A 25,566-nucleotide genomic window follows, 5' to 3' on the forward strand; every position below is an offset into this window, starting at 1 on the left:
GGGCAGGCGCGCATGCTGGCCCAGTCCGCCGCGGCGGGCAAGCGGCTCGACAGACCTGCCATCTTGAAGGAAACTCACCTTAATCAAGACACGCCATAAATTCCACTCACCGAGACCGCCATGCTTGAACTACGCCACCTCAAGACCCTGCACGCCCTGCGCGAGAGCGACAGCCTGGTAGACGCCGCCGACCGCCTGCACCTGACCCAGTCGGCACTGTCGCACCAGTTCAAGGAGTTGGAGGAGCGCCTGGGCATGCAGCTGTTCGTGCGCAAGACCAAGCCGGTGCGCTTCACCAGCGCCGGCCTGCGCCTGCTGCAGCTGTGCGATGCGGTACTGCCGCTGCTGCGCAGTGCCGAGCGCGACCTGGCGCGCCTGGCCGGCGGCACGGCGGGCAGGCTGCATATGGCCATCGAGTGCCACAGCTGCTTCCAGTGGCTGATGCCGACCATCGACCAGTTCCGCGACGCCTGGCCGGAGGTGGAGCTGGACCTGGCCTCGGGCTTCTCCTTCGCCCCGCTGCCGGCCCTGGCCCGCGGCGACCTGGACCTGGTGGTGACCTCCGACCCGCTGGAGCTGGCCGGCATCACCTATGTGCCGCTGTTCACCTACGAGGCCATGCTGGCGGTGGCCAACCAGCACCCCCTGGCCAGCAAGGCCTTTATCCAACCCGAGGACCTGGCCGGCGAGACCCTGATCACCTACCCGGTGGAGCGCGACCGCCTGGACATCTTCACCCGTTTCCTCGAACCGGCCGACATCGAGCCGGCCCAGGTGCGCACCTCGGAGCTGACGGTGATGATGATGCAGCTGGTGGCCAGCGGCCGCGGCGTCTGCGGCCTGCCCAACTGGGCGTTGCACGAGTACAGCTCGCGCGGCTATGTCACCGCCAAGCGCCTGGGCGCCAAGGGCCTGTTCGCCACCCTGTATGCCGGCATCCGCAGCGACATGCTCGACGCACCCTTCATGCGCGACTTCCTGCTGACCGCCAAGGACACCTCCTTCGCCAACCTGGAAGGGGTCAGCGTGGCGCGCAGTTGAGCAACCCGCGCTCGCCGAACGTGTCGGCCAGCGGATGACCACCCAGGCAAGGAGGCCCCATGCACGCACAACCGCTGCTCGCTGTCCGCGACGTCGAAGCCAGTAGCCGCTGGTACCAGAGTCTGCTCGACTGCCGGAGCGGTCACGGCGGCCCCGACTACGAACAGCTGGTCAGCGCGGGGCGAATGATCCTGCAGCTGCATCACTGGGACGCCCACCAGCATCCACACCTCGGCGACCCGCAGCGGCGCCCCTATGGCAATGGCGTAGTGCTGTGGTTCCAGACCGACCATTTCGATCGGGCGGTACAGCGCATCCAGGCACTCGCGGCGACCGTGCTGGAAGGCCCCCAGGTCAACCGCAATGCCAACCACCGGGAGATCTGGTTGCGCGATCCCGATGGCTACGTGGTGGTGATCGCCGGCGCCTATGGCGATCTGGGCGAGTCCCCCTGAGCAGCTGCCGGCCTGTTCGGCGGCTGCCTCCGCTCCACCTGGCAAGGTCCGACGCCGAACTCGGCTGTTACAACTTCCGGCTTGCCCATCGTGACCAGCAGTCATAGCATGACCATTGGTCACGAAGCATCCAAGATCCGTCATGCGCTACCAAGATCGCCTGTTCCAGCAACGCCACGACGCCATCCTCGAAGCCGCGCGCCAGCTGTTTCGCGAGCAGCCCTGGGACCGCGTAACCATCGCCGAGGTGGCACTCGGCGCCGGTATCGGCAAGGGCACGGTGTACAAGCACTTCCCCAGCAAGGAGGCGCTGTACGCCCAGTTGGTGCTGGAGCTGTCGCGGGCCAATCTCGACGAACTGCGCGCGCTGCATGCCGCCCAGCCGGCCCCCCAGGCCATGCGCCAGGTGATCCGCCGGGCCTTCGCGCAGATGCTCGCCGACCCGGTGCTGGTGCAGCTGTGCCTGCTGTGCGACCGCCCGGCCTTTCAGGAGCGCCTGGAGCTGCCCTACCGCGAGCAGTTCCTCGCCCTGGAGCATGACTACCAAGCGCTGTTCGGCCAGCTGCTGGCGGACTGCCTGGAGGCCCGCAGCCTGCCCCATGCCGACTGCCAGCACCTGTTGTGGGGCGTGGAGGCCTGCTTCAGCGGCGTGATGGCACGCATCGCCTCCGGCGGCTTCGCCCACTGGGCCGAGCCCATCGGCCTGCCCGACTACTTCGAACGCGTCACCGACTTCATCATCGCCGGCCTCAAGGGCCAGGCCGCCAGCCTGCGCGGCTATCGCCTCAACATCGAGTAATTGCCCATGTTCAGTCGCCTCAGCAAAAGCCCCTGGTTGATCGCCATCGCCATCAGCCTGCTGTTGCTTCTCTGGCTCTTCAGCGGGGCGACCTTCCGTGCCCAGGATGACGCCGGCCCCGACCGGCCACTGGCCGATGGCGGCCTGGCGAAAGTCGAGTTCCAGTGGCTGGAGGCCGAACCCATGCAGCGCCGCCAGGTGGTGCAGGGGCAGATCGAGCCCTGGCGCCGGGTCGAGCTGCGCGCCCAGGTCAACGCCAGCGTGCTGCGCCTGGACCGCGACAAGGGCGACCGGGTCGAGCAGGGCCAATTGCTGCTCAGCCTGTCGCCGGACGACCGCCCCACCCAGGTGGCCCGCGGCGAGGCCGAGGTGCGCCAGCGCCAGAGCGACGTCAAGGCCGCCACCCGCCTGCGCGAGCGTAACCTGATCTCGGCCAACGAGCTGCTGCGTCTGCAGAGCGAGCTGGCCAAGGCCAGCGCCGAGCTGGACAGCGCCCGTCTGCAGTTGCGCCACACCCGTATCACCGCGCCCTTCGCCGGGGTCTACGACCAGCGCCAGGTCGAACTGGGCGGCTTCGTCCAGCCCGGGCAGAGCCTCTTGACCCTGGTCGACATCGACCAGCTCAAGGTCAGCGCGCAGATCGCCCAGCAACAGGTGACCCAGCTGCAGCTGGGCCAGCCGGTGCGGGTCGAGCTGCTCGACGGCCGCAGCCTGAGCGGCGAGCTGCACTTCATCGCCGCCGCCGCCGACCCCGGCTCGCGCAGCTTCCGCATCGAGGTGCGGGTGGCCAATCCCGAGTCGCTGCGCCTGGCCGGGGCCAGCGCCACCCTGCACATCGACACCGGCCAGGCCCTGGCCCATCGCCTGTCCCCGGCCCTGCTCAGCCTGGACCAGGCCGGCCGCCACGGGGTCAAGTGGGTCAACCAGCAGCAACGGGTCGAGTTCACCCCGGTGGAGCTGCTCAGCGTCGACAACCAGGGCGCCTGGGTCGGCGGCCTGCCCCAGCGGGTCGCCCTGATCACCCTCGGCCAGGGGTTCGTCGAACCGGGCCAGCAGGTGCTCGCGCAACTGGCCAAAGAGGGCAGCTGAGATGCACAGCCTGATCGCCGCCGCGCTGGACCGCAGCCGCACCAGCCTGCTGTTGCTGCTGTTCCTCCTGGGCGGCGGCTTGGCCGCCTATGTGGCGATTCCCAAGGAGGCCAACCCGGACGTCACCATCCCCATCATCTATGTCTCGGTGACGCTCGAGGGCATCGCCCCGGAGGATGCCGAGCGCCTGCTGGCCCGCCCCCTGGAGCAGGAGCTGCGCAGCCTGGAGGGGATCAAGGAGATGCGCTCCATGGCCAGCGAGGGGCATGCCTCGGTGACCCTGGAGTTCGACGCCGGCTTCGACCCCCGCCGCGCCCTGGCCGACGTGCGCGAGAAGGTCGACAGCGCCCGCAGCAAGCTGCCGGACGAGGCCGAAGAGCCGACGGTCAACGAGGTCAACGTGGCGCTGTTCCCGGTGCTGTCGATCGGCCTCTCCGGACCGCTGTCGGAGGCGGAGCTGGTGTATGTGGCCAGGCGCCTGAAGGACAACATCGAGGGCATCGCCGAGGTGCTCTCGGTGAGCATCGGCGGCGACCGCGAGGATCTGCTGGAGATCGTCGTCGACCCGCAGGTGCTCGACAGCTACGGCATCGACTACAGCGAGCTGTTCAACCTGGTCAGCCGCAACAACCGCCTGGTCGCGGCCGGCAGTCTGGACACCGGCGCCGGGCGCATGAGCCTGAAGGTCCCCGGAGTGATCGAGAACCTCGAGGACGTGCTGTCCATGCCGATCAAGGTGGAGGGCGCCAGCGTGGTGACCTTCGCCGACGTGGCGACCATCCGCCGTACCTTCAAGGACCCCACCGGCTTCGCCCGGATCAACGGCCAGCCGGCCATCGTCCTGGAGGTGTCCAAGCGCGCCGGCGCCAACATCATCGCGACCATCGAACAGGTCAAGGTGCTGCTGGCCCAGGCCCAGCCGCTGCTGCCCGAGGGCCTGCAGGTCAGCTACATCATGGATCAGTCGCAGCAGGTCAAGAGCCTGCTCGACGACCTGCTCAACAACGTGCTGACCGCCGTGGTCCTGGTGCTGATCCTGGTGGTGGCGAGCATGGGCCCGCGCTCGGCGCTGCTGGTCGGGCTGACCATCCCCGGCGCCTTCCTCAGCGGCATCCTGCTGATCTGGGTACTCGGTTTCACCCTCAACATCGTGGTGCTGTTCAGCCTGATCCTGGTCGCCGGCATGCTGGTGGACGGCGCCATCGTCGTCTCCGAGTTGGCCGATCGCTACCTGCACCAGGGGCAGAGCCCCCGCCAGGCCTGGGTCAACGCGGCGACGCGGATGGCCTGGCCGGTGATCGCCTCCACCGCCACCACCCTGGTGGTGTTCCTGCCGCTGCTGTTCTGGCCCGGGGTGGTCGGCCAGTTCATGAAGTACCTGCCGGCCACGGTGATCCTCTGCCTGCTCGCCTCCCTGGCCATGGCCCTGGTGTTCCTGCCGGTGCTCGGCGCGGTCACCGGCGGTCAGCCGCAGCCGCTGCCGCAGCAGGCCAGCCGTGGCGGCCGCGCCTATCGCCGCCTGCTGCAGCGCCTGCTCAGGCGTCCCGGCCTGACCCTGCTCGGCATGCTCACACTGATCGCCCTGATCTATACCGGCTACGGCCGCTTCAACCATGGCGTGGAATTCTTCCCCGAAGTGGAACCGGAGAGCGCACAGATCTGGCTGCGCGCCCGCGGCGACCTGTCGGTGCAGGAGAAGGACGCCCTGCTGCAGCAGGTGGAGAAACGCCTGCTGGGCATGGCCGAGGTCGAGGCGCTGTACGCCCGCTCCCTGGCCCAGCCCGACGGCCAGCTCGGCGCCGACGTGATCGGCACCCTGCAGTTCCAGTTCGTCGACTGGCATGCCCGACGTCCGGCCAAGCACATCCTCGCCGACATGGCCGCGCGTACCGTCGACATTCCCGGCGTGGTGCTGGAGTTCCGCAAACAGGAAGAAGGCCCCAGCGGCGGCAAGCCGGTCAAGCTGCAGCTCAGCGCCCTGGACCAGGATCTGGCCGAGCACTGGGTCGAGCGCCTGCGCACCGAGATGCAGCGCCTCGGCGGCTTCAAGGACATCGAGGACGACCGCGCCCTGCCCGGCATCGAGTGGCGCCTGCAGGTCGACCGCGAGGCGGCGGCGCGCTTCGGCGCCGACGTGTTGAGCGTCGGCAACGCCGTGCAGATGGTCAGCAACGGTCTCAAGCTGGCGACCTACAGGCCCGAGGACGCCAACGACGAGGTGGACATCCGCGTGCGCCTGCCGGGCAGCTGGCGCTCCCTCGACCAACTCGGCCGCCTGACCCTCAATACCCCCAACGGCCAGGTGCCGCTGGGCAACTTCGTCAGCCTGCAGCCGGCGCCCAAGGTCGGCACCCTGCGCCGGGTCGACGGCGTCCGCACCATCACCCTGCAGGCCGAGCTGGCCGAGGGTGCGCGCCTGGACGAGCGCCTGCTGGCCCTGCGCCAGGCCATCGGCGAGCTGCCGGCCGAGGTCCGGCTCGCGTTCGCCGGCGAGGATGCCGACCAGCGCGAGGCGGCCAACTTCCTCATGACCGCCTTCGTCGTCGCGGTGTTCCTCATGGCGATCATCCTGGTCACCCAGTTCAACAGTATTTACCAGGCCGGCCTGGTGCTCTCGGCCATCGTGCTGTCCACCGCCGGGGTGCTGATCGGCCTGCTGGTCAACGGCCAGTCGTTCGGCATCGTCATGGTCGGCATGGGCCTGATCGCCCTGGCCGGCATCGTGGTGAACAACAACATCATCCTCATCGACACCTACAACCAGCTGCGCCGCCAGGGCCTGGCGCCGCGCGAGGCGGCCCTGGAGACCGGCAGCCTGCGCCTGCGCCCGGTGCTGCTGACCGCGGTGACCACCATTCTCGGCCTGATGCCCATGGTGCTGGCCGTCAACGTCGACCTGCTGGCGCCGAGCCTGGGCTTCGGCGCCCCCTCGACCCAGTGGTGGACCCAGCTGTCCAGCGCCATCGCCGGCGGCCTGGCCTTCGCCACCCTGCTGACCCTGCTGCTGACCCCCTGCCTGCTGGTGCTCGGCGCCCGCTTCGAGCGCCGCACGCCGCCGCTGGAGACCTACGCCACCGACCTGCTGGACCTGCCGGAGCAGCTGCCCGCCAGCCGCCCCAGCAAGCACAACCTGAGCAGTCCGGTCGACAAGTGAGCGCGCGGGCGTCGGACCTCGCGGCGCCGACGCTTAGGAAACTTTTAGGGATTGCCTAGGGGTTATTTCGCAACTCATCCGCCGGCCGACTCTTAGCATGGTTCTCCTCAGACCAACACCGAGGAGTCAGTCGATCATGGCGGCCATTGCAGAATCCCTAGATCCCCCTTTCATGCTTCGTCCCGGCACCCGCGACGATGCAGGGGCATGCGGTCGAATATGCTACGAGGCATTCGCAGCCGTTGCCGAGAAACACAGCTTCCCGCCCGACTTCCCGTCCGCCGAGGTGGCCACCGAGCTGCTGTCCGGGCTCCTGACCCATCCCGGCTTCTATTCGGTCATCGCCGAAGCCGAGGGGCGCATCGTCGGCAGCAACTTCCTGGATGAACGCAACGTCATCGCCGGCATCGGGCCGATCACGGTCGATCCCCGTACCCAGAACCAGGCGGTCGGCCGGCGCCTGATGGCGGATGTGCTCAGCCGCGTGGCCGACAAGGGCCTCCCAGGCGTCAGGCTGCTGCAGGCGACCTATCACAACCGTTCGCTTGCGCTGTACACCAGGCTCGGCTTCGTGGCGCGCGAGCCGCTGTCCACCCTGCAGGGCCCACCGCCCGGAGTCGAGCTGCCGGGCCACCGGGTCAGGCCCGCGACAAGGGCGGATCTGCCCCACTGCAACCGGCTCTGCATCCGGGTGCACGGGCATGACCGGGGCGGCGAGTTGAGCGAAGCGATCGACCGCGGCACCGCCAGGGTCGTCGAGCACGCGGGGCGGATCGTCGGTTACACCACCCTCGTCGCCTTCTTCGGCCACAGCGTGGGTGAAAGCAACGACGCCTTGAAGGCCCTGATTGCCGCGGCCGACGAGTACCCGGGGCCGGGTTTTCATGTGCCGACCCGCAATGCGGAGCTGTTTCGTTGGTGCCTGGAGAACGGCCTGCGCGTGGTCCAGCCGATGACGCTGATGAGTATCGGCCTGTACAACGAGCCGGCCGGCGCGTACCTGCCGTCGATCTTCTATTAAGCCGCGCTACAGGGGATCACTCCATGAGCCTACAAGGCAGCTGCCAGTGCGGCAGCGTTCGCTACGAGATCGCCGGTCAGTTCCAGCTGATCGGCAACTGCCATTGTTCCATCTGCAGAAAGTCCAACGGCGCCGCCTATGTGACCTGGGGCATCATCGACCCCGAGCAGTTCCGCTGGACGGCGGGGCAGGACTGCATCGAAAGCTACCCGTCCTCACCCGACAGATACCGCTGCTTCTGCCGCAAATGCGGCGCGTCGCTGGCGAGCGGCCATGCCGGCAGGGTGTCGGAAATCGTCCTGGCCAGCGTCGATGGTGACCCCGGCGCACGCCCCCGGGAGCACATCTTCGTAGGCTCCAAGGCCATCTGGCACGAGATCACCGACAACCTGCCGCAACACGGCGAATGGCCGCCAGGCATGGATGCTTGAGACGCCAGCTAAAGGCACCGTCGAAGGCCAGCGGGCTGCACCGCCAGCCCCTGGCCCCGGCGCGGTCACCGCGACAACCTGCCCATCTCGATGCCGCGCTGGGGCTGACCCGGCCGGTCGAGCCGGCGGACCTGTCGGCCTGAGCCGACACGCCGCCCAATACCAAGCCCAACGAGGAGCAATGCCATGAGTCCCCTTTCCCGTCGCTGGATCTATGTCGCCATCGTCTACTTCTGCCTGGCCGTCGGCCTGGGCGTGTTCATGGGCCTGAGCGGCGACCACCGCCTGATGGCCGTGCACGCCCACATGAACCTGCTCGGCTGGGTCACCCTGGCCTTGATCGGCATCATCTACCACTACTTTCCCAAGGCGGCGACCAGCCGCTTGGCCAGTCTGCAGTTCTGGCTGCACAACCTGACGCTGCCGGTGATGATGGGGGCCCTGGCCCTGGTGATCCTCGGCACGCCTCAGGCCGGCCCGGTGCTCGGCAGTTCCGCGGTGGTGATGCTGCTGGCGGTGTTGCTGTTCGCCGGCAACCTGCTCTGGCGGCGCACCTGAGCGCGATGCCTCAGCCGGCGGCGATCTCCTGGAGCAATACCGGGCGCCGGAGCAGCAGGCGCAGGCGCCCGCGGCCGCACTTCTCCAGCACGATGTCGCGGCTGCGCTCGGCCAGCCGGCGCTGCAACAGGATCAGCCGCGCCTCCAGGTTGTCGTCCAGTTCCGGCAATTTCAGCGCCGGATCGACCCGCAGCTCGCGGTTGCTGAACTCGCTGCGTCCCTCGCCGAGGTGCAGGTTCAACAGGCGCCAGAAGATGGCGCCCGCCACCCCCTTGATCAGATAGTCGTCGCCGAGGAACAGGCTGCTGTTGGCCGGATAGTAGCGCACCGCCAGAGGCGCCCCGCTCGGCGGCGTGGGCGCCAGCGGCGCCCCGGCGTCCTCGGGCGACACCTCGGGCGCCTGCTGCAGGGCCAGGATGGAGGCGCCGAGCAGGCCGGCCAGACTCAACAGGCAGTCCTCCTCGTCATAGCCGAACCGGTGGGGCTCGGCGCTTTCCACATGCAACACGCCGAGCAGGCGGCCGGCCGCAAGGATCGGCACCGACAGCTGGCTGTGGGGCTCGGCCAGGCCCGGAAAGGCGATTTCCGTCTCCAGGCGGTCCAGCGGGGCCGCTTCGGCCAAGTGTTCGCGAATGGCCCGGCCGTAGGCGTATTCCGAGGCCAGGTGGGCGATGCGGATCGGCGTGCGGAACTGCGCCGCCACGCCGATGATGCCGCGCCCGACGGGAAACTCCGAGCCCACCCCGGACTGGGCATAGCCGTGGCTGGCCACGGTGTAGAGCTTCTGCCCCTGGGGGTCGAGCAGCAGGATCATGGCCTGGGGCATCTCGAGGATGCCGGCCAGGCCGTCCAGGCACTGCTCCAGCAGGCCGGCCAGGTCGGTGCAGGCGGCCAGGCGCTGGTTCAGCTGGCGCAGGCGGGCGATATGGCAGGGCGCATCCTGGGGCGGCGGCACCTCCTCGCCCGGCACATACTCGACATCCAGCACCTGGTAGACGTCCGCGCCGAGCAGACGGAACACCCCGCTCATGCCGGAGTCGGAAGCGATGCCGGCGAGCTTGGCCTTCATGCTCTCGAACAGCGGCCCCTCGGTCTCGGTGCGCCGGTACAGCAGCGCCAGGCGGTAGCGCGCACTGCTCTGCGGATGCAGGAGAAACACGGTGGCCTGGGGATTGGTCAGGATGTTCTCGCGGGTCTTGTTGAAAAACTGGAAGGACAGCGCCACGTGCCTGGGGTCCACGTAATGCACTTGGGACACCAGGGTCACGTTCGGCGTGCCCTCGACGTCGCAGGTGGCGATCGCCGCCGGCACCGCGCCCTCCAGGCAGGGACGGATGGCATCCAGGCTCAGCCCGCTGCTCATGACGCCGGCTCCAGACGCATACCGGCATTGGGACCGGGGGTCTGCTCGTACAGGTCGCTCAGGGTGAAGCACAGGGCGCGCAGCCGCTCGCCCCGGAAGTCGTGGGTGGCGCGGGCGAACGGCAAGGCATAGCCCAGCGGCAACAGGTCCGCGGCGAAGGCCTCGCGATGGCGCGCCGCCAGTTCGGCATCGCCCGGCTCCAGCGGCACCTCGCGGGCATCGCTGCCCTTGAGCTGCAGGGTGCGATGGCTGCTGGGCAGGCAGAACGCCGCCGCCAGGGCACCGCTGGCGGCCACATCCTCGAGCAATTGGCCGGCCTGGGCGGCATCGACCAGCACGCGCACCTGACGCTTGTCCGCCGCCACCTTGCAACCCACGCCCTTGCTCACCGAGGGCACCCGGCGCACGTCACGCGAGGCCAGGCTGATCGACACGCCGCTCTCGATGAAACGGATCTGCTCGTCACTCAGGGTCATGCCGCTCATGGCTCAGGCTCGACAAAATCTGAGCAATATCCTGCGCCTTCGCCGGACACCTGTGAAGACGCTGGTATCAGGTATAGCCCTGCTTCCAGGGCACCGGCCGGAAACGGATAAGCGGCACGGGCGGCTGCCCAGGTACGCGCAGGGCGCCGGACAAATCCAGGCGGATGTCCTGTGTCGGGGCCGGCAGCGGCGCGGAGAAACGCAACCAGAATTGATGATGACGCCCTGGTCGGCTCAGCGCGTAGCGCACACCGGCCGGCGCTCGCTCCTCGGTCTCGCGCAGCGCCGTCAGCGGGTACTGACCCGGATCGAACACCGTGAGCTGCTGCACGCCACTGGGCCGGTAGGCCTGGCCGTCGATCCACAACAAGGCGTGCTCGGGGCTGAAATGCGCGGCCTCGGCCGCGCTGATCTCCAGCAGCAGGCGGGCCCCCTCGTCGGCCCGGTACAGCGGCCGGTCCCGCGGGTCGATCATCACCGGGACGATGAACAGCATCACCTGGTGCTCGCGCTGCTGAACCTCGTTGCCCAGCTCGACCCGCACCCGCGCCCCCGGTACCTGCAGCCAGTTCGGCGTGCCGCGGGCAATGGCAGCCGCCTGCGGCGGCGTCCCGATATAGGCCCGGCTGACCTCGCCGGAGCGATAGCCGGCGCAGCCGGCCAGCAGCACACAGAACAGCAGCAACAAGCGGGTCATCTCGGCACTCCTGGGTTCAACCTGGCCGAGGTCTCGGCCCAGGTCATTCAGATCATGGCCAATGGACGTTTACCGGTCGGCGCAGGGCACGCCGCATCGATCAGCGCCAGGTCCTCGGCCGTCAACTCCAGGCCGGCGGCCTCGGCGTTGAGGCGCACATGGGCCGGTTCCACGGCTTTGGGGATGACGATCAGCCCGTCCTGGCGCAACGCCCAGGCCAGGGCGACCTGGGCGACCGTCGCACCATGACGCTCGGCCACCGCCTGCAACTCCGGCTGGCGCAGTAGCGCACCGCCCTGGCCGAGCGGACAGTAGGCCATCAGCGGCATGCCCTGGCGCCGCTGCCAGGGCAGCAGGTCGAATTCGATGCCGCGCGCCTCGGGGTTGTACAGCACCTGGTTGGTCGCGCAGCCCGCCAGCCCCAGACCGGTCAGCTCCTGCAGGTCGTCCAGGTCGAAGTTGGACACGCCCCAGCGCCTGATCTTGCCCTGCGCGCGCAGACGCTCGAAAGCCTCGACGGTTTCCGCCAGGGGGTACTGGCCGCGCCAGTGCAGCAGGTAGAGATCGATCGTCTCGGTATCGAGCCGCTTCAGGCTGCGCTCGCAGGCCGCTGCCACCCCCGCCCGGCTGGCGTTGTGCGGATAGACCTTGCTGACCAGGAACACCTGCTCGCGGCGCCCGTCGATGGCCTCGCCGACCACCTGCTCGGCGCCGCCCTCGCCGTACATCTCCGCCGTATCGATCAACCGCAGGCCCAGCTCGATGCCCTGTTGCAGGGCCGCCACCTCGCGGCGCCGCTCGGCCGGATCCTCGCCCATGCGCCAGGTGCCCTGGCCGATCACCGGCACCTGCTCGCCCGCCAGACATACCTTACGCATTGCGCCCCCCGTCTATCGACGACGCGACCGCTCAACCGGAGAACTGCACCTGCTGCGCCGACAACACCTGTACCGGACGTTGCGGCTGGATCAGCTGGGCCAGCAGCCAATTGTGGTGCGCGATGATCTGCTCGGCCGACAACACCGGCCGATCCTTGGTGGTGTGGGCATCGCCGACCAGGCGCACGGCGAAGCCCTCGCTGGCCGCGCGGCGCACCAGGGTGTCGATGCAGAACTCGGTGGCATAGCCGCTGACGAACAACTCCTCCACCCCCAGCCGCCGCAGCAGGGGAGCCAGCTCGGTCCCCTGGAAGGCATCGCTGGCGGTCTTGTGCACCAGCCAGTCGCCCGCCCCGCGCTGCAGCCCCGGATGCAGTTGCCAACCGAGGCTATCAGGCTCGAGCAGCGAGCCGGGCTCGCCATCGTGCTGGATATACAACACCGGCACTGCCGCGGCTCGCGCCCGCCCGGCCAGGTCGTTGATCCGCTCCAGCACCGCCTCGGCCTGGTGCGGCGGCGGATCGGCGAGGAACAGTCCCGCCTGCACATCCACGATCAATAACGCCTGTTTCATATCGACCTCCCTGTCAGTGAGACGCCAGTCTAATCCGCCTCGACCCGGGGATCATAGCCATCGCGCCGTCCCCGGTGGACTGCTTGCCGCACAGGCCCCAAGGCCTGGCCGGCAGCGCCCCTAAGCCTCGGCACTGAGCAGCAGCAACAGCGACACCGGCTGCTCGCTCTGCGGGTGCAGGGGCTCCTGCAGCCACTGCAGGCGCCAGCCGGTCCCGCCGAGCAGGCCCAGCCAGGACTCCAGGGTGCGAAAGAACCAGGGCATCGGCGCCTGGAAACCCTCGCCGAAGCCGGCGAAGGTCTCCACCCGCCAGCCATCGCGATAGGCCGCATCCTGGCTGGCGCGCCAGGGATGCAGGGTCTGGATCAGCAGGTGGCCGCCCGGGGCCAGCAGCCGGTGCAAGGCCCGCAGGACCGGCGCCAGCGGCTCCTCGAGCAGGGCGAAGTTGCACACCAGCACATCGAAGCGGCCCAACTCCGCCGCCTGGCTGGCCAGCTCGGCGTATCCACAGACCCGGTAGCGGGCACCTGCGCCACCGGCGGCCCTGGCCAGACCGATAAGCGGCGCCGAGGCGTCCACGCCCACCGACTCGATGCCGCGCTCGGCCAGGCCGCGGCACAGCCAGCCCTCGCCACAGCCGACGTCCAGTACCCGCACCGGTGCCAGGGCCAGGATCGCCTGCAGGATCGCCGCGTCGGTGACCAGGCGACGGCTCTCGATACGCCCCTCACGCACCGCCGCCGCCCAGGCATCGGCATTGGCCTGCCAGCTGAGGCCGAGCTGTTCCCGGTGATCGTGCTGCATCCCCCGTCTCCGCCGCTGTTTCATCGAGAAGATCCAGGCCGTAGCCCAGGTTTTTTTCGCATCCGGCCCCTCACGCCGGCCTCTGCCCAGCAGCCACCGACTAAGCTTGTCTAAACCCTAGGGGGCATTGATCAGGGCCGAGCAGATTATGGGTGCATTATGGCAATCCGGCACACAGCAGGCTGCCCTTCCATCGAGCGGCCCACAGCGGATGAATCGCAAACCATCCGGGCCTAGACGCCTGGTGCGGGTGACCTGCTGGCTGCTGCTGGGGCTGCTGTTGCTCGGCGCCATCCTGCTGGTGCGCTTCGAGCTGCGTACCGCGCACTTCCAGGCCCGCTACCTGAGCGACTACGCCAGCGAACTGAAATACAGCGTGCAGCCGGGCCCGAGCCCGGCCATCCTCTACCCCCAGGACGGCCCCTTCGACAAACGCCTGGGATACGCCTACCTGCCCCTGATGCTCGAGCGCCTGGAGCAACGCGACTTCACCATCCTCGCCCAGGCGCGCTTCTCCCCGACGCTGCTGGACTACAGCCGGCGCGGCTTCTTCCCGCCCTACCCGGAGAAGCTCCAGGCCGGCCTGAGCATCAGCGACTGCCGCGGCACGCCGTTCTACCAGTTCCGCTACCCGCAGCAGCACTACCCGACCTTCGCCGCCATTCCCCCGCTGGTGGTGAACAGCCTGCTGTTCATCGAGAACCGCCACCTGCTCGACGGCGAGCAGCCGCTGGCCAATCCGGCGGTGGACTGGCCGCGCTTCGCCATGGCGGCGCTGTCGCAGGTCGGCAAGGTGCTGGACGTGCAGGACCAGTCGGCCGGCGGCAGCACCCTGGCCACCCAGCTGGAGAAGTACCGTCACTCGCCCTACGGCCTGACCCACTCGGCCGGGGAGAAACTGCGGCAGATGGTTTCCGCCAGCGTGCGCGCCTACCAGGGCGGCCCCCAGACCCGGGAGGCCCGGGAAAACATCGTGCGCGACTACCTCAACAGCGTGCCGCTGTCGGCCGCCCCGGGCCATGGCGAGGTCCACGGCCTGGCCGACGGCCTGCGCATCTGGTACGGCGCCGACTTCGCCGAGGTCAATCGCCTGCTCGATCCGGCACGCTCCCCCGAGGCCAGCAACGCCCAGCGGGGCATGGCCCTGCGCCAGGTGCTGGCCCTGATGATCGCGCAGCGCCGCCCCTCCTACTACCTGGCCCAGGGCCGACACCGGCTCGACGCGCTGATCGACAGCCATATCCGCCTGCTGGCCGGCGGCGGCCTGATCGACAGGTCCCTGCGCGATGCGGCCCTGGCCCAGGTGCTGCGCTACCGCGACTGGGAGCTGCAACCGAACTTGCAGACGGTGGATGGCAACAAGGGCATCAGCGTCGCCCGTTCGCGTCTGTCCGGTCTGCTCAACATGCCGCTGTACGACCTCGACCGCCTCGACCTGCACGCCAGCACCACCCTCCACGGCGATCTGCAGCAAGCCGCCAGCGCCTACCTGCAGCGGCTCGCCGAGCCGGACTTCGCCGAGCAGATCGGCCTGTTCGGCGAGCGCCTGCTATCGGCCGAGAAAACCGCCGAGGTGCGCTACAGCTTCACCCTGTTCGAACGCACCCCCAACGGCAGCCGGGTGCGGGTGCAGACTGACAGCACCAACCAGCCCTTCGACATCAACGAGGGCAGCAAGCTGGAACTCGGCTCCACCGCCAAGCTGCGGGTACTGGCCACCTACCTGGAAGTCATCGCCGAGCTGCACCGGCGCTACGCCGGCCTGGATGCCGGCGCCCTGCGCGCCGTGGAGGTCGCCGATCAGGACTACCTGACCCGCTGGGCCATCGACTACCTCGGCCGCACCCCGGATGCCCGCCTGCCGGACATGCTCGACGCCGCGCTGCAGCGCAAGTACTCGGCCAGCCCCTACGAGCGCTTCTTCACCGGAGGCGGCCTGCACAGCTTCGCCAACTTCCGCAAAGAGGACAACGGCCGCATCCCGACCCTGATCGAGGCGCTGCGCGAGTCGATCAACCTGCCGTTCATTCGCCTGATGCGCGACCTGGTGCGCTACAGCACCTACCAGGCGCCGGGCAACAGCGCCGAGCTGCTCAAGGACGACAAGGACCCGCGGCGCCAGACCTACCTCAGCCGCTTCGCCGACCGTGAAGGCAAGACCTTCCTCCTGCGCTTCTGGCGCAAGTACCAGGACCAACCGGCGCAGCAGCGCCTGGAGACCTTCCTAAGCGGCCTGCGCCACACCCCCGTACGCCTCGCCGCGGTGCACCGCTACCTGATGCCGGAGGCGGACATGGACAGCTTCGGCGCCTTCCTGCGTAACCACCTGCCGGACGACAAGCTGACCGACAAGCGCATCACCGAGCTCTACCTGAACTACGGGCCGGGCGCCTACAGCCTGCCCGACCAGGGCTACATCGCCCGCGTCCACCCGCTGGAGCTGTGGCTGCTCGGCTACCTGCTGGAACGGCCCCAGGCCAGCTTCAACGATGCCGTGCTGGCCAGCCACGACCAGCGCCAGGAGGTCTACGGTTGGCTGTTCCGCAGCCGCCACAAGAGCGCCCGCGACAGCCGCATCCGCATCATGCTGGAGGTCGAGGCCTTCCTCGACATCCACCGGCGTTGGCAGAAGCACGGTTACCCCTTCGAATACCTGGTGCCCTCCCTGGCCACCGCCATCGGCAGCTCCGGCGACCGCCCGGCGGCCCTGGCCGAACTAATGGGCATCATCCTCAACGACGGCGTCCGCCAGCCGACACTGCGCATCGACAGCCTGCACTTCGCCGCCGACACCCCCTACGACAGCCTGGTCGGCCGTGCGGAACTGGTGGGCAAGCGGGTGATGCCCTCGGAAGTCGCCGCGGCCCTGCGCAATGCCCTCTCCCAGGTGGTCGAAGGCGGCACCGCGCGGCGTCTGCAGGGCAGCTTCAGCCTGCTCGACGGGCGCCAGCTGACCCTCGGCGGCAAGACCGGCACCGGCGACAACCGGGTCGAGACCGTCAGTCGCGGCGGTCAGGTGCTCAGCTCGCGGGCGATGAACCGCACCGCCACCTTCGTCTTCTACCTCGGCCCGCGTCACTACGGCACCCTCACCGCCTTCGTGCCCGGCCGCGCCGCGGAGAAGTTCACCTTCACCTCGGCGCTGCCGGTGCAGGTGCTCAAGGGCATGGCGCCGATCCTCGCGCCCTATCTGGAGCCGGGGGCCAGCACCCAATGCCAGCCGCCGCTGGCGCCGCTGCGGGCCAGCTGGAAGTAGGCCGGCGGACGGCGACCGGCCTGCCGGGCATCAGCCCTTGCGCGACTGCAGGTACAGCGCCTCGACCTTCTGCCGCGCCCATGGGGTTCTGCGCAGGAAGGTCAGGCTCGACTTGATGCTCGGCTCGCTCTTGAAACAGCGAATATCGATGCGCTTGGCCAGGCCGTCCCAGCCCAGCCGCGCGACCAGCTCGGTCAGCATGGCCTCCAGGGTGACGCCGTGCAGCGGGTTGTTCGAAGAGGTGCTCATGAGGGGCCTGATCTGCGAGGGATGGGGAAACTCGCCGGCACCTTAACCGAGCGCCGTGCGCGAGGGAAGACAAGGCCGCCAGCGCCGGCCCTACGGGGCTTCCGCCGGCATCTCGGGGGGCAGCCAGGCGGTGTCATTCGGCTCTGCCAACGGGGACTATACTGCTTGCTGCCATCGGCCCGACACAGGAGTGCGGGACCGTCTGCAGTCGCCGTCGCAACGTCGACAACCCATTACCCGCAAGGAGGTTAGACATGAGTATTCGCATTGGAGACGAGGCACCGGACTTCACCGCCGCCAGCACCGAAGGCCCCCTGCATTTTCATGAATGGATCGGCGACAGCTGGGCCATTCTGTTCTCCCACCCCAAGGACTTCACCCCGGTGTGCACCACCGAGCTGGGCTACATGGCCAAGCTCAAGCCGGAGTTCGACAAGCGCAACACCAAGATCCTCGGCCTCAGCGTCGACCCGGTGAGCAACCACAAGGCCTGGGCCGCCGATATCCAGGAAACCCAGGGCCATGCGGTCAACTACCCGATGATCGGCGACGAAGACCTCAAGGTGGCCAAGCTCTACGACATGCTGCACCCCAACGCCAGCGGCGGCCAGCGTACCGCGGCGGACAACGCCACGGTGCGCTCGGTGTTCATCATCGGCCCGGACAAGAAGGTCAAGGCCATGCTGGTCTACCCCATGAGCGCCGGGCGCAACTTCGACGAGGTGCTGCGCCTGCTCGACTCGCTGCAACTGAACGCCAAGCACACCGTGGCCACCCCGGTGAACTGGCGGCCGGGCGAGGACGTGATCATCCCCACCTCGGTGTCCGACGAGGAGGCGCAACGCAAGTATCCGGACGGCTTCAAGACCCTCAAACCCTACCTGCGCGTGGTGGCCCAGCCGAAGTAACCGCTTGCAGCCGGGGGCCAGGACGCCCCCGGGTCCCTACCTGGCGAGGGGTCGCCCCCATCAGAACCTGACCGCCAGTTCGAGCAGCTCCCGCTCGGCCGCCGCGCAGGACGCCTGGAAGGCCCGGCTGTCGGACTCCTCCCCCTCCGCCGCCACCACGCGGATGTCCTCTATGCCGATAAAACCCAGCGCGCTGCGCAACAGGGTGTCGGCATGATTGAAGGCGGCATTGGCCCCACCGGGACCGAAGCCATGGCCGCCACGGCTGGTGACGATCAGCGCGCGCTTGCCGCGCAGCAGCGGCTGGTACTGGGCGACGCCATTATCCTCGGTGATCGCGAAGGTACGCCCGATGCGCACGACATGGTCGACCCAGGCCTTGAGCCCGCTGGGAATGCTGAAGTTGTACATGGGCGCGGAAATCACCAGCAGCTCGTGGTCCAGCAGTTCGTCCACCAGCACATCGCTCAAGGCCAGATCGGCCTGCATGAATAACGGCCGCGACGCCGGCTGCGGATGAAAGGCGGCGGCCACGAAGGGCTCGCCGACATGGGGAATGGGCGCCCTGCCCACTTCGCGCCGGGTCAATTCGCCCTCCGGGTGAGCGGCCGACCAGGCCTCGAGAAACACCTCTGTCAGGCGCCGCGAATGGGACCGCTCGCCCCGCGGACTGCCGTGCACTGCAAGAACTCTGCTCATCTATCGATAGCCTCCCGAGAGAACATCAGCTAGCCTTCATGGCTCTCTGTCACGGGTAAAACTATTAATTCAGCGAGCCCTGGACAAATGAGCAGTCGTCATTTGGCATAAGCTGAATTCATCCATGGAAGCCCATGTTCGCCTCTCTGCCCCTCAACGCCCTGCGCGCCTTCGAGTCCGCCGCCCGCCAGCAGAGCTTCAAGACCGCGGCCGCCGAGCTGGCGGTGACGCCCACGGCGATCTCCCACCAGATCCGCGCCCTGGAAACCTGGCTGGGCATGCCGCTGTTCGAGCGCCTGCCGCGCCGGGTGCGCCTGACCGAGGGCGGCGAGCGCCTGTTCCAGAGCCTGCATGGCGCCCTGCTGGAGGTGGCGCAGAGCGTCGACAGCCTGCGCCCGCAACGCAACGCCAGCCAGCTGACGGTGTCCACCACCCCGGCCTTCGCCGCGCTCTGGCTGGTGCCCAGGCTCGGCCGTTTCTATGCGGCGCAGCCGCACATCAGGCTGCGCCTGGACACCAACTGCGCGGTCGTCGACCTGCACCAGGATGCCAGCGTCGACCTGGCCATCCGCTACGGCTTCGCCCCCGCCGGCGAGCTCCACGGCATCCGCCTGTTCGAGGAGCACTTCGCCGTCTATGGCGCCCCGGCCCAGGTGGCACAAGCCCGCCACCGGACGCCCTCGCTGATCAGCGTGCTGTGGCACAACTCCGAGCTCTATGCCCGAGGCTGGGAGGCCTGGTGCACGCAAGCCGGCGAGGACTGGCTGAAGCAGGGGGCGACGATCCGCGAGTACGACGACGAACACTACGCGCTGCAGGCCGCCATCGCCGGACAGGGCCTGGTGCTGGCCAGCTCCATCCTGGTTTCGCAGAGCCTGGCCAGCGGCCTGCTGCAGCCCTATCGCGCCGAGATCGGCGTATCCGGCGCCGGCTACAGCGCATTGTGCGTGGCGGGACGCGAGCGCCACCCGCCGGTCAGGGCCTTCTTCGACTGGCTGGCCCAGGAAGCCGGCTGACGCCGAGGCGATACGCCGGCCCCATAAAACAAAAGCCCGTCACCTGGCGGTGACGGGCTTGCGCTTGGTCGCGAGGACGGTCATCCGACCGAGGCCTCGTAATCGTCGGCCACTTTCATCTGCAGGCTGCGCGCCGGCTCGACCAACAGGGTACGGTGCAGGGCCATGGCCATCAGCACCAGGATCACCCCGATCGGCAGGGCCGCGCAGATGGCCGCGGTCTGCACGCTCTTCAGACCGCCGGACCACAGCAGGCCGGCGGCGATGGCACCGACCATCAGCCCCCAGGCCACCCGGCTGGCCGCCGGCGGGTTGAGGCTGCCGCGGGCCGCCAGGGTACTCACCACCAGGGTGCCGGAGTCGGCCGAGGTGACGAAGTAGGTGACGATCAGCAGCGAGGCCAGGGCGCCGAGCAGGCCGCCGATGCTCACGCCGGAGGACTGCTCGATCTTGTCGAACAGGGTGAACAGCGAGTTGGTCGCATCGGCCTTGGTCGCCACCAGGATGGCGCCGCCCTGGAACTCGGCTTCGTCGCCGGTCAGTGCCTGACTCGCCACCTGCTCCTGATGGGCGACGCGGTCGTCCTTCTCATAGCTCAGGGCCGCGCCGCCGAAGGTGCCGATCCACACGAAGCTGAACAGCACCGGGATGACCAGCGAGCCCATCACCAGCTGACGGATGGTGCGGCCACGGGAAATGCGCGCGATGAAGGTGCCGACGAAGGGCGCCCAGGTCAGCCACCAGGCCCAGTAGAAGGCGGTCCACCAGTTCTGCCAGCCGGCGTCCTTCTGGGTGTCGCTCCACAGGCTCATGCCGATCACGCTCTGGGCGTAGCCGGAAGTACCCTCGAGGATGGTGTTGAGGATGTAGCGGGTCGGACCGAAGGCCATGACCGCGGCCAGGATGACCAGCGACAGGCCCATGTTCCACAGCGACAACAGCTTGATGCCGCGGTCCACGCCGGACACCACCGACATGATGGCGACCAGGGAGATGCCGAGGATCAGCGCCATCTTCATGCCGATGCCCATCTCGATGCCGGTGAGGGTCTTGATCCCGGTGGCCAGTTGCTCGACGCCCAGGCCGAAGGAGGTGGCGATGCCGAAGGCGGTGACCACCACGATGAGGATGTCGAAGAAGGCACCCAACCAGCCGTTCATCCGCTTCTCGCCGAACAGCGGCACGAGGGTCGCACGGATCGACAGCGGCTTGCCCTTGCGGAAGGAGAAGTAGGCCAGGCACAGCGCCGGCATCAGGTACAGCGCCCAGGCGTGCATGCCCCAGTGGAAATAGGTCACGCGCATCGCCGACTCGGCGGCTTCCGCACTCAGGGTGGTAGCGCTGAAGGGGTTGCCGGCGTAGTGCCACATGGGCTCGGCCACCGACCAGAACAGCAGGCCGATACCCATGCCGGCGCTGAACAGCATGGACAGCCAGGACACGGTGCTGAACTCGGGCTTCTCGCCATCCTTGCCGAGGGTGACATTGCCGAAACGGCTGACCATCAGGTACAGCAGGTAGACCAGGACGCCGGAGGCCATGGCCAGGTAGAACCACTTGAAGTTCAACAGGATACTGGTCGAAAGCTCGCCGAATATTGTGCCGGCCTGTTCGCCCATCACCGCACAGAAGGCGACGAAGGCGACGATTATTGCTGTCGATACGAGGGTAATCCGGGCATCGACGCCACGGAACATACCGCTGGAACTGCTCATATCAGCTTCTCCATTGTTATAGTTTGATATGCCTGATGTACGAGCGACTCGAGTTGAGTCGATAAGGAACTTTTCGCGCACGCCTCCACGCACTTTCGACCGGCCAAGAATTCGCCGGCATCCGGTTTTTTACAAATGATTTTTTCGCCGTGAATTAATGAGTTTTGATCACCAATTCACGACCACCCGGCCCCGCCCGATACCCGCCAGGGTCGCCAACCACGGGCCATTCGGCCTGTCTTCCCGAAGCCGAAGACGGCGTCTTCCGACACGCATGATCCCACGCACAGGCGGTCGAGCCGCCCCATTAAAAGGGCAACTAAACACAGCATCCGCGCAGAACTTATTACATCCTTAAAACAGCACAAGTTGACAGACCGGACAACTTCCAGAGAAATTGGAAGTGCCATTACGACAGCCCGCAAACTTTGACTTCAGAACAGAAGCGCCACAACTTCGCGGCTGACTATAGGGTCGGGTAAAGTCCACGACCGTTCTATCCGCGCCGCGCAGCGATCCAATCGCGCCATTCCCCGCATTGATTCCGACGCTACCGACCAGAGGCGCAGTGCCGCCTTCGCCAGCCCCCTGTCAACGAGGGCTGATCAGAAATGGCAGTTCGCGGTTGCCCTCCGGGTCGAACTGGCGCCGCCGGGTATGGTTGAGGTGGCGACCATAGACATGGAACGACAGGCTGGTGTGCGCCGATTCGTTGGTCACGCTGTGGATGCTGCCGCTGGGCATGAGCAGCACCTCGCCCGCGGCGATGTGCTGCCCGCCGGTGCATTCGAGCTCCGCGTGGCCGGGGCGGCTGGCGTCATCCAGGCGCCGCCAGAACCTGTTGTGCTCGACGCCCTCGACCCCCACCACCACGGCCCAGGTATCGTGGTCGTGGGGACGCACCCCGCGACCGGGCAGCCAGCTGTCGACCACCACGAACAGCGACTGGTCGGGCTCGACGTGCAGTTGGGTGGTGCCGAAGCCCAGCTCTGCATCGGCCTGGTACATCTCGGCCCTCAGCCAATCGCGGGCCTGCACGACGCGCTGGGCCAGCGGGCCGACTTCGTTCAGCAGGCTCGCCTCGTCCGGCGCCGCGGCGGCGATCCGCCGCAGGTCGGCGATGAAGTCTTGCAGGCCGTAACTGTCGGCAGTCATCTTTCATACCTCGGGCCCATGGGCCGTGAATACGCGCCGTAACCGGCAGGTTGAGGCTCAGGGCCGCGGCTCGCTGGCCAGGGCTTTGAGCAGTCCGACCATCAACAACAGCATCAACGCCATGAACGGCAGCCCCATGGCCACGGCACCGGCCTGGATGCCCTTGAGCGCGGTATCGCCGCCGATCACGAACAGGGTGATGGTGACCAGGGCAATCATCACCAGCCACAGCACCCGCTGCACCGGCGCGGTGTCCGGGTCGCCGCCGGCCGCCAAGTTGTCGACCACCAGGGCACCGGAGTCCATGGAGGTGACCATGAAGATGATCAGCAGGATCACCACCAGCACCGAGGTGATGGCCGCCATCGGCAGCTCTTCGAGGAACTGGAAGATGGCCATGTTGACATCCACCAGGCCGGCCGCCAGCGCGCCCGTGCCGTCGATGACCTGGGCGATGGCACCGCCACCGAAGGCGCTGAACCAGAAGATCGCCGCGATGGTCGGCACCACCATCACCACGCCCACCATCTGCCGCAGGGTACGACCGCGGGAGACCCGGGCGACGAACACCCCGACCAGCGGACCCCAGGTGCACCACCAGGCCCAGTAGAACACGGTCCAGCCCTGGAACCAGTCCTGGTCCGGACGATCGATCCAGTTGCTCAGGGGAATAAAGAACTCGACGAAGTCGACAGTGGTGTCGAGCACGCCGGAGAAGAAGCTCAGCACGCCCACCCCGACCACCACCAGCAGGAACAGGCCCAGGGCCAGCAGCATATTGATGTTGCTGAGCAGCTTGACCCCGGCATCCATCCCGCGCCACAGGGAGAAGCCGGCCAGGCCAGTCACCAGCAGGATGAACAGCAGTTGCAGAGCGAAGGAGTTGGCGATGCCCAGCACATGGGAGATGCCGGCCGTGGCCTGCATGGCGCCCAGGCCCAGGGAAGTGGCCAGGCCGAACACCGTCAGCACCACGGTGAAACTGTCCACCAGATGCCCGACCAGGCCCTTGTGCGCCTTGCCGATCAGCGGCTGCAGGCCGGAGCTGAGGGAGAACGGCAGGCCCTTGTTATAGGCGAAGAAGCCCACCACCAGCGCGCTGGTCAGGTAGATCGCCCAGGGATGGAAACCCCAGTGGAAGATGGTCGCGCCCATCCCCGCATGCAGCGCCTCGGGCGTCTGCTTGGGCACATTGAGCGGGGTCTTCCACCATTCGGTGTACTGCGCCACGGGCTCGGCCACCCCCCAGTAGAGCAGGCCGACACCCATGCCGGCGGCGAACAGCATGGAGAACCAGGACAGCAGGCCGAACTCGGGCCTGGCATCCTGGCCGCCCAGGCGAATCTTGCCGAAGGGCGACAGGGCCAGGCCGGCGCAGAACAGCACGGCCAGGTTGCCCATGATCATGATGAAGCCGTCGCAATTGCTCAGGATCCAGCCCTTGACCCCCTCCAGGGCCTGGCCGAAGGCCGCGGGATCGTTCAGCGCACCGAGCACCAGGGCCAGGACGACCAGCAGCGATGTGGGGAAGATGATGCGATGGAAGTTCAGTCCCATCAGGCGGATGTTGAAATCCTGGGTTGCCGAACCCTCGGCGACCATGTCTCTCATGCAAGGGGCCTCGCTTTTGTTTTTGTAGTCTCGAAAATCCACGCCTGTGTGCGCTGCGGACGAGCCGGCAGCAGCCACAGGTTGTGAGCGGGGACTCGATGGTCAGACAGCGGCGGCGCTGCGACAACCCATTTTATCTGTGCGATTGATGACTATAAGTCATCAAAAAGACCATAGGAAAAGAGCGCCTTCTACTCAGCCGCACGCGCCCTCTACGGCCTCGACATCGCCAGTAATCTCCAGAAAATTCCGGAGACCATGCATTGCTGAAGACGACCACCGGGTGCGCCTCAGCGACACCCGGACGACGCCTTGCGTGCATTACATTTGCTGATAGAAATCGAACTCGCCGACGGTTACAGCCAGTCGTCCTGCCAGGGGAAGCGCGACAGCGCCTGACAGCCGTCGGCGGTGATCAGCACCTGCTGTTCCAGCTTGATGCCCTCGGCACCGCCCTGCTCGCCGATATAGCTCTCCACGCAGAGCACCATGTTCTCTTCGAACACGCCGTCGTAGCCGCTGCTGGCCCAGTCGGCACCCTTGTGCGCCAGGGCCGGGTACTCGTCGGCCAGGCCGACGCCGTGCACCACGCAGCAGTAGCGGTTGTGCTGGTAGGCCGGCGGGATGTCCCAGGAGCGCTCGACGAACTCGCGGTGGCTCAGGCCCGGACGCAGCAGGCTCATGTTGTGCTGCACCTGTTCATGGGCCAGGCGATAGAGCTTGCGCTGCTCGGCCGTGGGCGCGACGTGGCCGACCGTCCAGGCCCGGGAGATGTCGGCGCAGTAGCCGTAGGGGCCGATCAGGTCGGTGTCGAAGCAGATAATCTCGCCTGCCTGCATCACCCGGTCGCTGGACTCCTGCATCCAGGGGTTGGTGCGCGGCCCGGAGGCCAGCAGGCGGGTCTCGATCCATTCGCCGCCGTGGCGGATGTTCTCGTAGTGCAGCCAGGCCCATAGCTCATTCTCGGTCATGCCGGGACGCAGCTCGTCGTGCATGCGCTGGATGCCGCGCTCGCACACGGCGATGGTCCAGCGCATCAGCTCCAGCTCCTCGGCCGACTTAACCTTGCGCGCCTCCTCCATCAGGCTGTGGCCCTCGACCAGGCACAGGCCGTGCTCGCGCAGCAGATCCAGCCCCTCCAGGTCGGCCTTGTCCACCGCCAGCCGCGCCTTGTCGCCGGCATGCCGGCGCAGCACCGCGCGGATGTCGTCGGCCCAGGCCACGGCCTTCTCGGAGATCCTCGAGCCGGCGCCGAAGTAACTCCAGTTGATCGCCGGGCGGATCTCGTCGAGCAGCTCGTTGCCCTCGTGCAGGTGTTCGCAGTTGTGGAACTCGAACAGCACCACCGGCCCCTCGGCGAATACCAGGGCGTAGCGGGCGAAGTTGTGCAGCGTCCACACCTGCATGTTCGAGGTGTCGGTGGCATAGCGGATGTTCACCGGGTCGTACAGCAGGACGGCCGCGCAGTCCTGCTTTAGCAGTTGCTGGCGGACCCGCTGCAGGCGGTAGCCGCGCGCCGCCTTGTGGGTCTCGATGCTCACCGGGTTGCGCAGCGGCTGGGCGGCGGCCTCATCGGCCAGGTACTTATTCTTGTTGTCGAACATGACT

The 25,566-nt window shown here is 67.7% G+C and carries 23 protein-coding genes; 11 read left to right on the forward strand and 12 right to left on the reverse strand.

The window, feature by feature from the left end; translation table 11 throughout:
* Window positions 1–120: 120 nt before the first annotated feature.
* From metR to ACSX1C_RS09815, 8 genes are all read left to right on the forward strand, one after another.
* The gene (metR, locus tag ACSX1C_RS09780) at window positions 121–1,041 is read left to right on the forward strand and encodes a transcriptional regulator MetR (RefSeq protein WP_439889256.1); all 921 of its coding nucleotides are present in this window, start codon (window positions 121–123) and stop codon (window positions 1,039–1,041) included.
* A gap of 59 nt (window positions 1,042–1,100) precedes the next feature.
* Entirely contained in the window at window positions 1,101–1,496 is a 396-nt protein-coding gene (locus ACSX1C_RS09785; RefSeq protein WP_439889257.1) for a VOC family protein, read from the forward strand.
* A 142-nt stretch (window positions 1,497–1,638) separates the two neighbouring features.
* The gene (locus tag ACSX1C_RS09790) at window positions 1,639–2,295 is read left to right on the forward strand and encodes a TetR/AcrR family transcriptional regulator (RefSeq protein ID WP_439889258.1); all 657 of its coding nucleotides are present in this window, start codon (window positions 1,639–1,641) and stop codon (window positions 2,293–2,295) included.
* Window positions 2,296–2,301: 6 nt separating this feature from the next.
* Window positions 2,302–3,384, forward strand: coding sequence for an efflux RND transporter periplasmic adaptor subunit (locus tag ACSX1C_RS09795; RefSeq protein WP_439889259.1), 1,083 nt, complete (start codon window positions 2,302–2,304; stop codon window positions 3,382–3,384).
* Between the two features lies 1 nt (window position 3,385).
* On the forward strand, window positions 3,386–6,538 hold the full coding sequence (locus ACSX1C_RS09800) for an efflux RND transporter permease subunit (protein ID WP_439889260.1): 3,153 nt from the start codon (window positions 3,386–3,388) through the stop codon (window positions 6,536–6,538).
* A gap of 136 nt (window positions 6,539–6,674) precedes the next feature.
* Window positions 6,675–7,559 carry a GNAT family N-acetyltransferase gene (locus ACSX1C_RS09805; RefSeq protein WP_439889261.1) on the forward strand — a complete coding sequence of 295 codons (885 nt, stop codon included), beginning with the start codon at window positions 6,675–6,677 and terminating at the stop codon, window positions 7,557–7,559.
* A gap of 23 nt (window positions 7,560–7,582) precedes the next feature.
* The gene (locus ACSX1C_RS09810; protein WP_439889262.1) at window positions 7,583–7,990 is read left to right on the forward strand and encodes a GFA family protein; all 408 of its coding nucleotides are present in this window, start codon (window positions 7,583–7,585) and stop codon (window positions 7,988–7,990) included.
* A 186-nt stretch (window positions 7,991–8,176) separates the two neighbouring features.
* Complete coding sequence (locus ACSX1C_RS09815; RefSeq protein WP_318645505.1) at window positions 8,177–8,548, forward strand: hypothetical protein; 372 nt, start codon at window positions 8,177–8,179, stop codon at window positions 8,546–8,548.
* Window positions 8,549–8,558: 10 nt separating this feature from the next.
* Here ACSX1C_RS09815 and ACSX1C_RS09820 read toward each other — a convergent pair whose 3' ends face one another.
* From ACSX1C_RS09820 to ACSX1C_RS09845, 6 genes are all read right to left on the reverse strand, one after another.
* Window positions 8,559–9,911 carry a GAF domain-containing protein gene (locus ACSX1C_RS09820; protein ID WP_439889263.1) on the reverse strand — a complete coding sequence of 451 codons (1,353 nt, stop codon included), beginning with the start codon at window positions 9,909–9,911 and terminating at the stop codon, window positions 8,559–8,561.
* On the reverse strand, window positions 9,908–10,396 hold the full coding sequence (locus ACSX1C_RS09825) for a hypothetical protein (protein ID WP_439889264.1): 489 nt from the start codon (window positions 10,394–10,396) through the stop codon (window positions 9,908–9,910). Before ACSX1C_RS09825 ends, ACSX1C_RS09820 begins: the two co-directional genes overlap by 4 nt.
* Before the next feature lie 67 nt (window positions 10,397–10,463).
* Entirely contained in the window at window positions 10,464–11,093 is a 630-nt protein-coding gene (locus tag ACSX1C_RS09830; RefSeq protein WP_439889265.1) for a hypothetical protein, read from the reverse strand.
* Between the two features lie 47 nt (window positions 11,094–11,140).
* Window positions 11,141–11,971, reverse strand: coding sequence for an aldo/keto reductase (locus tag ACSX1C_RS09835; RefSeq protein ID WP_439889266.1), 831 nt, complete (start codon window positions 11,969–11,971; stop codon window positions 11,141–11,143).
* A 31-nt stretch (window positions 11,972–12,002) separates the two neighbouring features.
* On the reverse strand, window positions 12,003–12,545 hold the full coding sequence (locus ACSX1C_RS09840; RefSeq protein WP_439889267.1) for a cysteine hydrolase family protein: 543 nt from the start codon (window positions 12,543–12,545) through the stop codon (window positions 12,003–12,005).
* Window positions 12,546–12,665: 120 nt separating this feature from the next.
* A complete protein-coding gene (locus ACSX1C_RS09845; protein ID WP_369959705.1) occupies window positions 12,666–13,349 on the reverse strand; it encodes a class I SAM-dependent methyltransferase in 684 nt (227 codons plus the stop codon).
* Between the two features lie 148 nt (window positions 13,350–13,497).
* On the opposite strand from ACSX1C_RS09845, the gene ACSX1C_RS09850 reads away from it, so the two are divergent.
* Window positions 13,498–16,605 (forward strand): transglycosylase domain-containing protein, encoded by a 3,108-nt coding sequence (locus ACSX1C_RS09850; protein WP_439889268.1) that lies wholly within the window; start codon window positions 13,498–13,500, stop codon window positions 16,603–16,605.
* Between the two features lie 30 nt (window positions 16,606–16,635).
* Here the strand turns inward: ACSX1C_RS09850 and ACSX1C_RS09855 are convergent, their stop codons facing one another.
* Window positions 16,636–16,854, reverse strand: a complete 219-nt coding sequence (locus tag ACSX1C_RS09855; RefSeq protein WP_318645498.1) for a VF530 family protein — start codon at window positions 16,852–16,854, stop codon at window positions 16,636–16,638.
* Between the two features lie 254 nt (window positions 16,855–17,108).
* On the opposite strand from ACSX1C_RS09855, the gene ACSX1C_RS09860 reads away from it, so the two are divergent.
* Window positions 17,109–17,762: a peroxiredoxin gene (locus ACSX1C_RS09860; RefSeq protein ID WP_318645497.1), complete on the forward strand. Its 654-nt coding sequence runs from the start codon at window positions 17,109–17,111 to the stop codon at window positions 17,760–17,762.
* Window positions 17,763–17,822: 60 nt separating this feature from the next.
* On the opposite strand, the gene ACSX1C_RS09865 is transcribed toward ACSX1C_RS09860, so the two are convergent.
* On the reverse strand, window positions 17,823–18,461 hold the full coding sequence (locus ACSX1C_RS09865) for an FMN-dependent NADH-azoreductase (protein ID WP_439889269.1): 639 nt from the start codon (window positions 18,459–18,461) through the stop codon (window positions 17,823–17,825).
* A gap of 134 nt (window positions 18,462–18,595) precedes the next feature.
* On the opposite strand from ACSX1C_RS09865, the gene ACSX1C_RS09870 reads away from it, so the two are divergent.
* Complete coding sequence (locus ACSX1C_RS09870; RefSeq protein ID WP_439889270.1) at window positions 18,596–19,477, forward strand: LysR substrate-binding domain-containing protein; 882 nt, start codon at window positions 18,596–18,598, stop codon at window positions 19,475–19,477.
* A gap of 80 nt (window positions 19,478–19,557) precedes the next feature.
* Here the strand turns inward: ACSX1C_RS09870 and ACSX1C_RS09875 are convergent, their stop codons facing one another.
* The 4 genes from ACSX1C_RS09875 to ACSX1C_RS09890 form a co-directional block, all read right to left on the reverse strand.
* Window positions 19,558–21,192 carry a BCCT family transporter gene (locus tag ACSX1C_RS09875; protein WP_439889271.1) on the reverse strand — a complete coding sequence of 545 codons (1,635 nt, stop codon included), beginning with the start codon at window positions 21,190–21,192 and terminating at the stop codon, window positions 19,558–19,560.
* A gap of 591 nt (window positions 21,193–21,783) precedes the next feature.
* Window positions 21,784–22,347: a hypothetical protein gene (locus tag ACSX1C_RS09880; RefSeq protein ID WP_439889272.1), complete on the reverse strand. Its 564-nt coding sequence runs from the start codon at window positions 22,345–22,347 to the stop codon at window positions 21,784–21,786.
* A gap of 57 nt (window positions 22,348–22,404) precedes the next feature.
* A complete protein-coding gene (locus ACSX1C_RS09885; protein WP_439889273.1) occupies window positions 22,405–23,958 on the reverse strand; it encodes a BCCT family transporter in 1,554 nt (517 codons plus the stop codon).
* 356 nt (window positions 23,959–24,314) lie between these two features.
* Window positions 24,315–25,562: a M24 family metallopeptidase gene (locus ACSX1C_RS09890; RefSeq protein ID WP_439889274.1), complete on the reverse strand. Its 1,248-nt coding sequence runs from the start codon at window positions 25,560–25,562 to the stop codon at window positions 24,315–24,317.
* Window positions 25,563–25,566 lie beyond the last annotated feature (4 nt).

This window comes from Pseudomonas sp. MBLB4123 (assembly GCF_051904775.1).
Lineage (GTDB): Bacteria > Pseudomonadota > Gammaproteobacteria > Pseudomonadales > Pseudomonadaceae > Aquipseudomonas > Aquipseudomonas benzenivorans_B.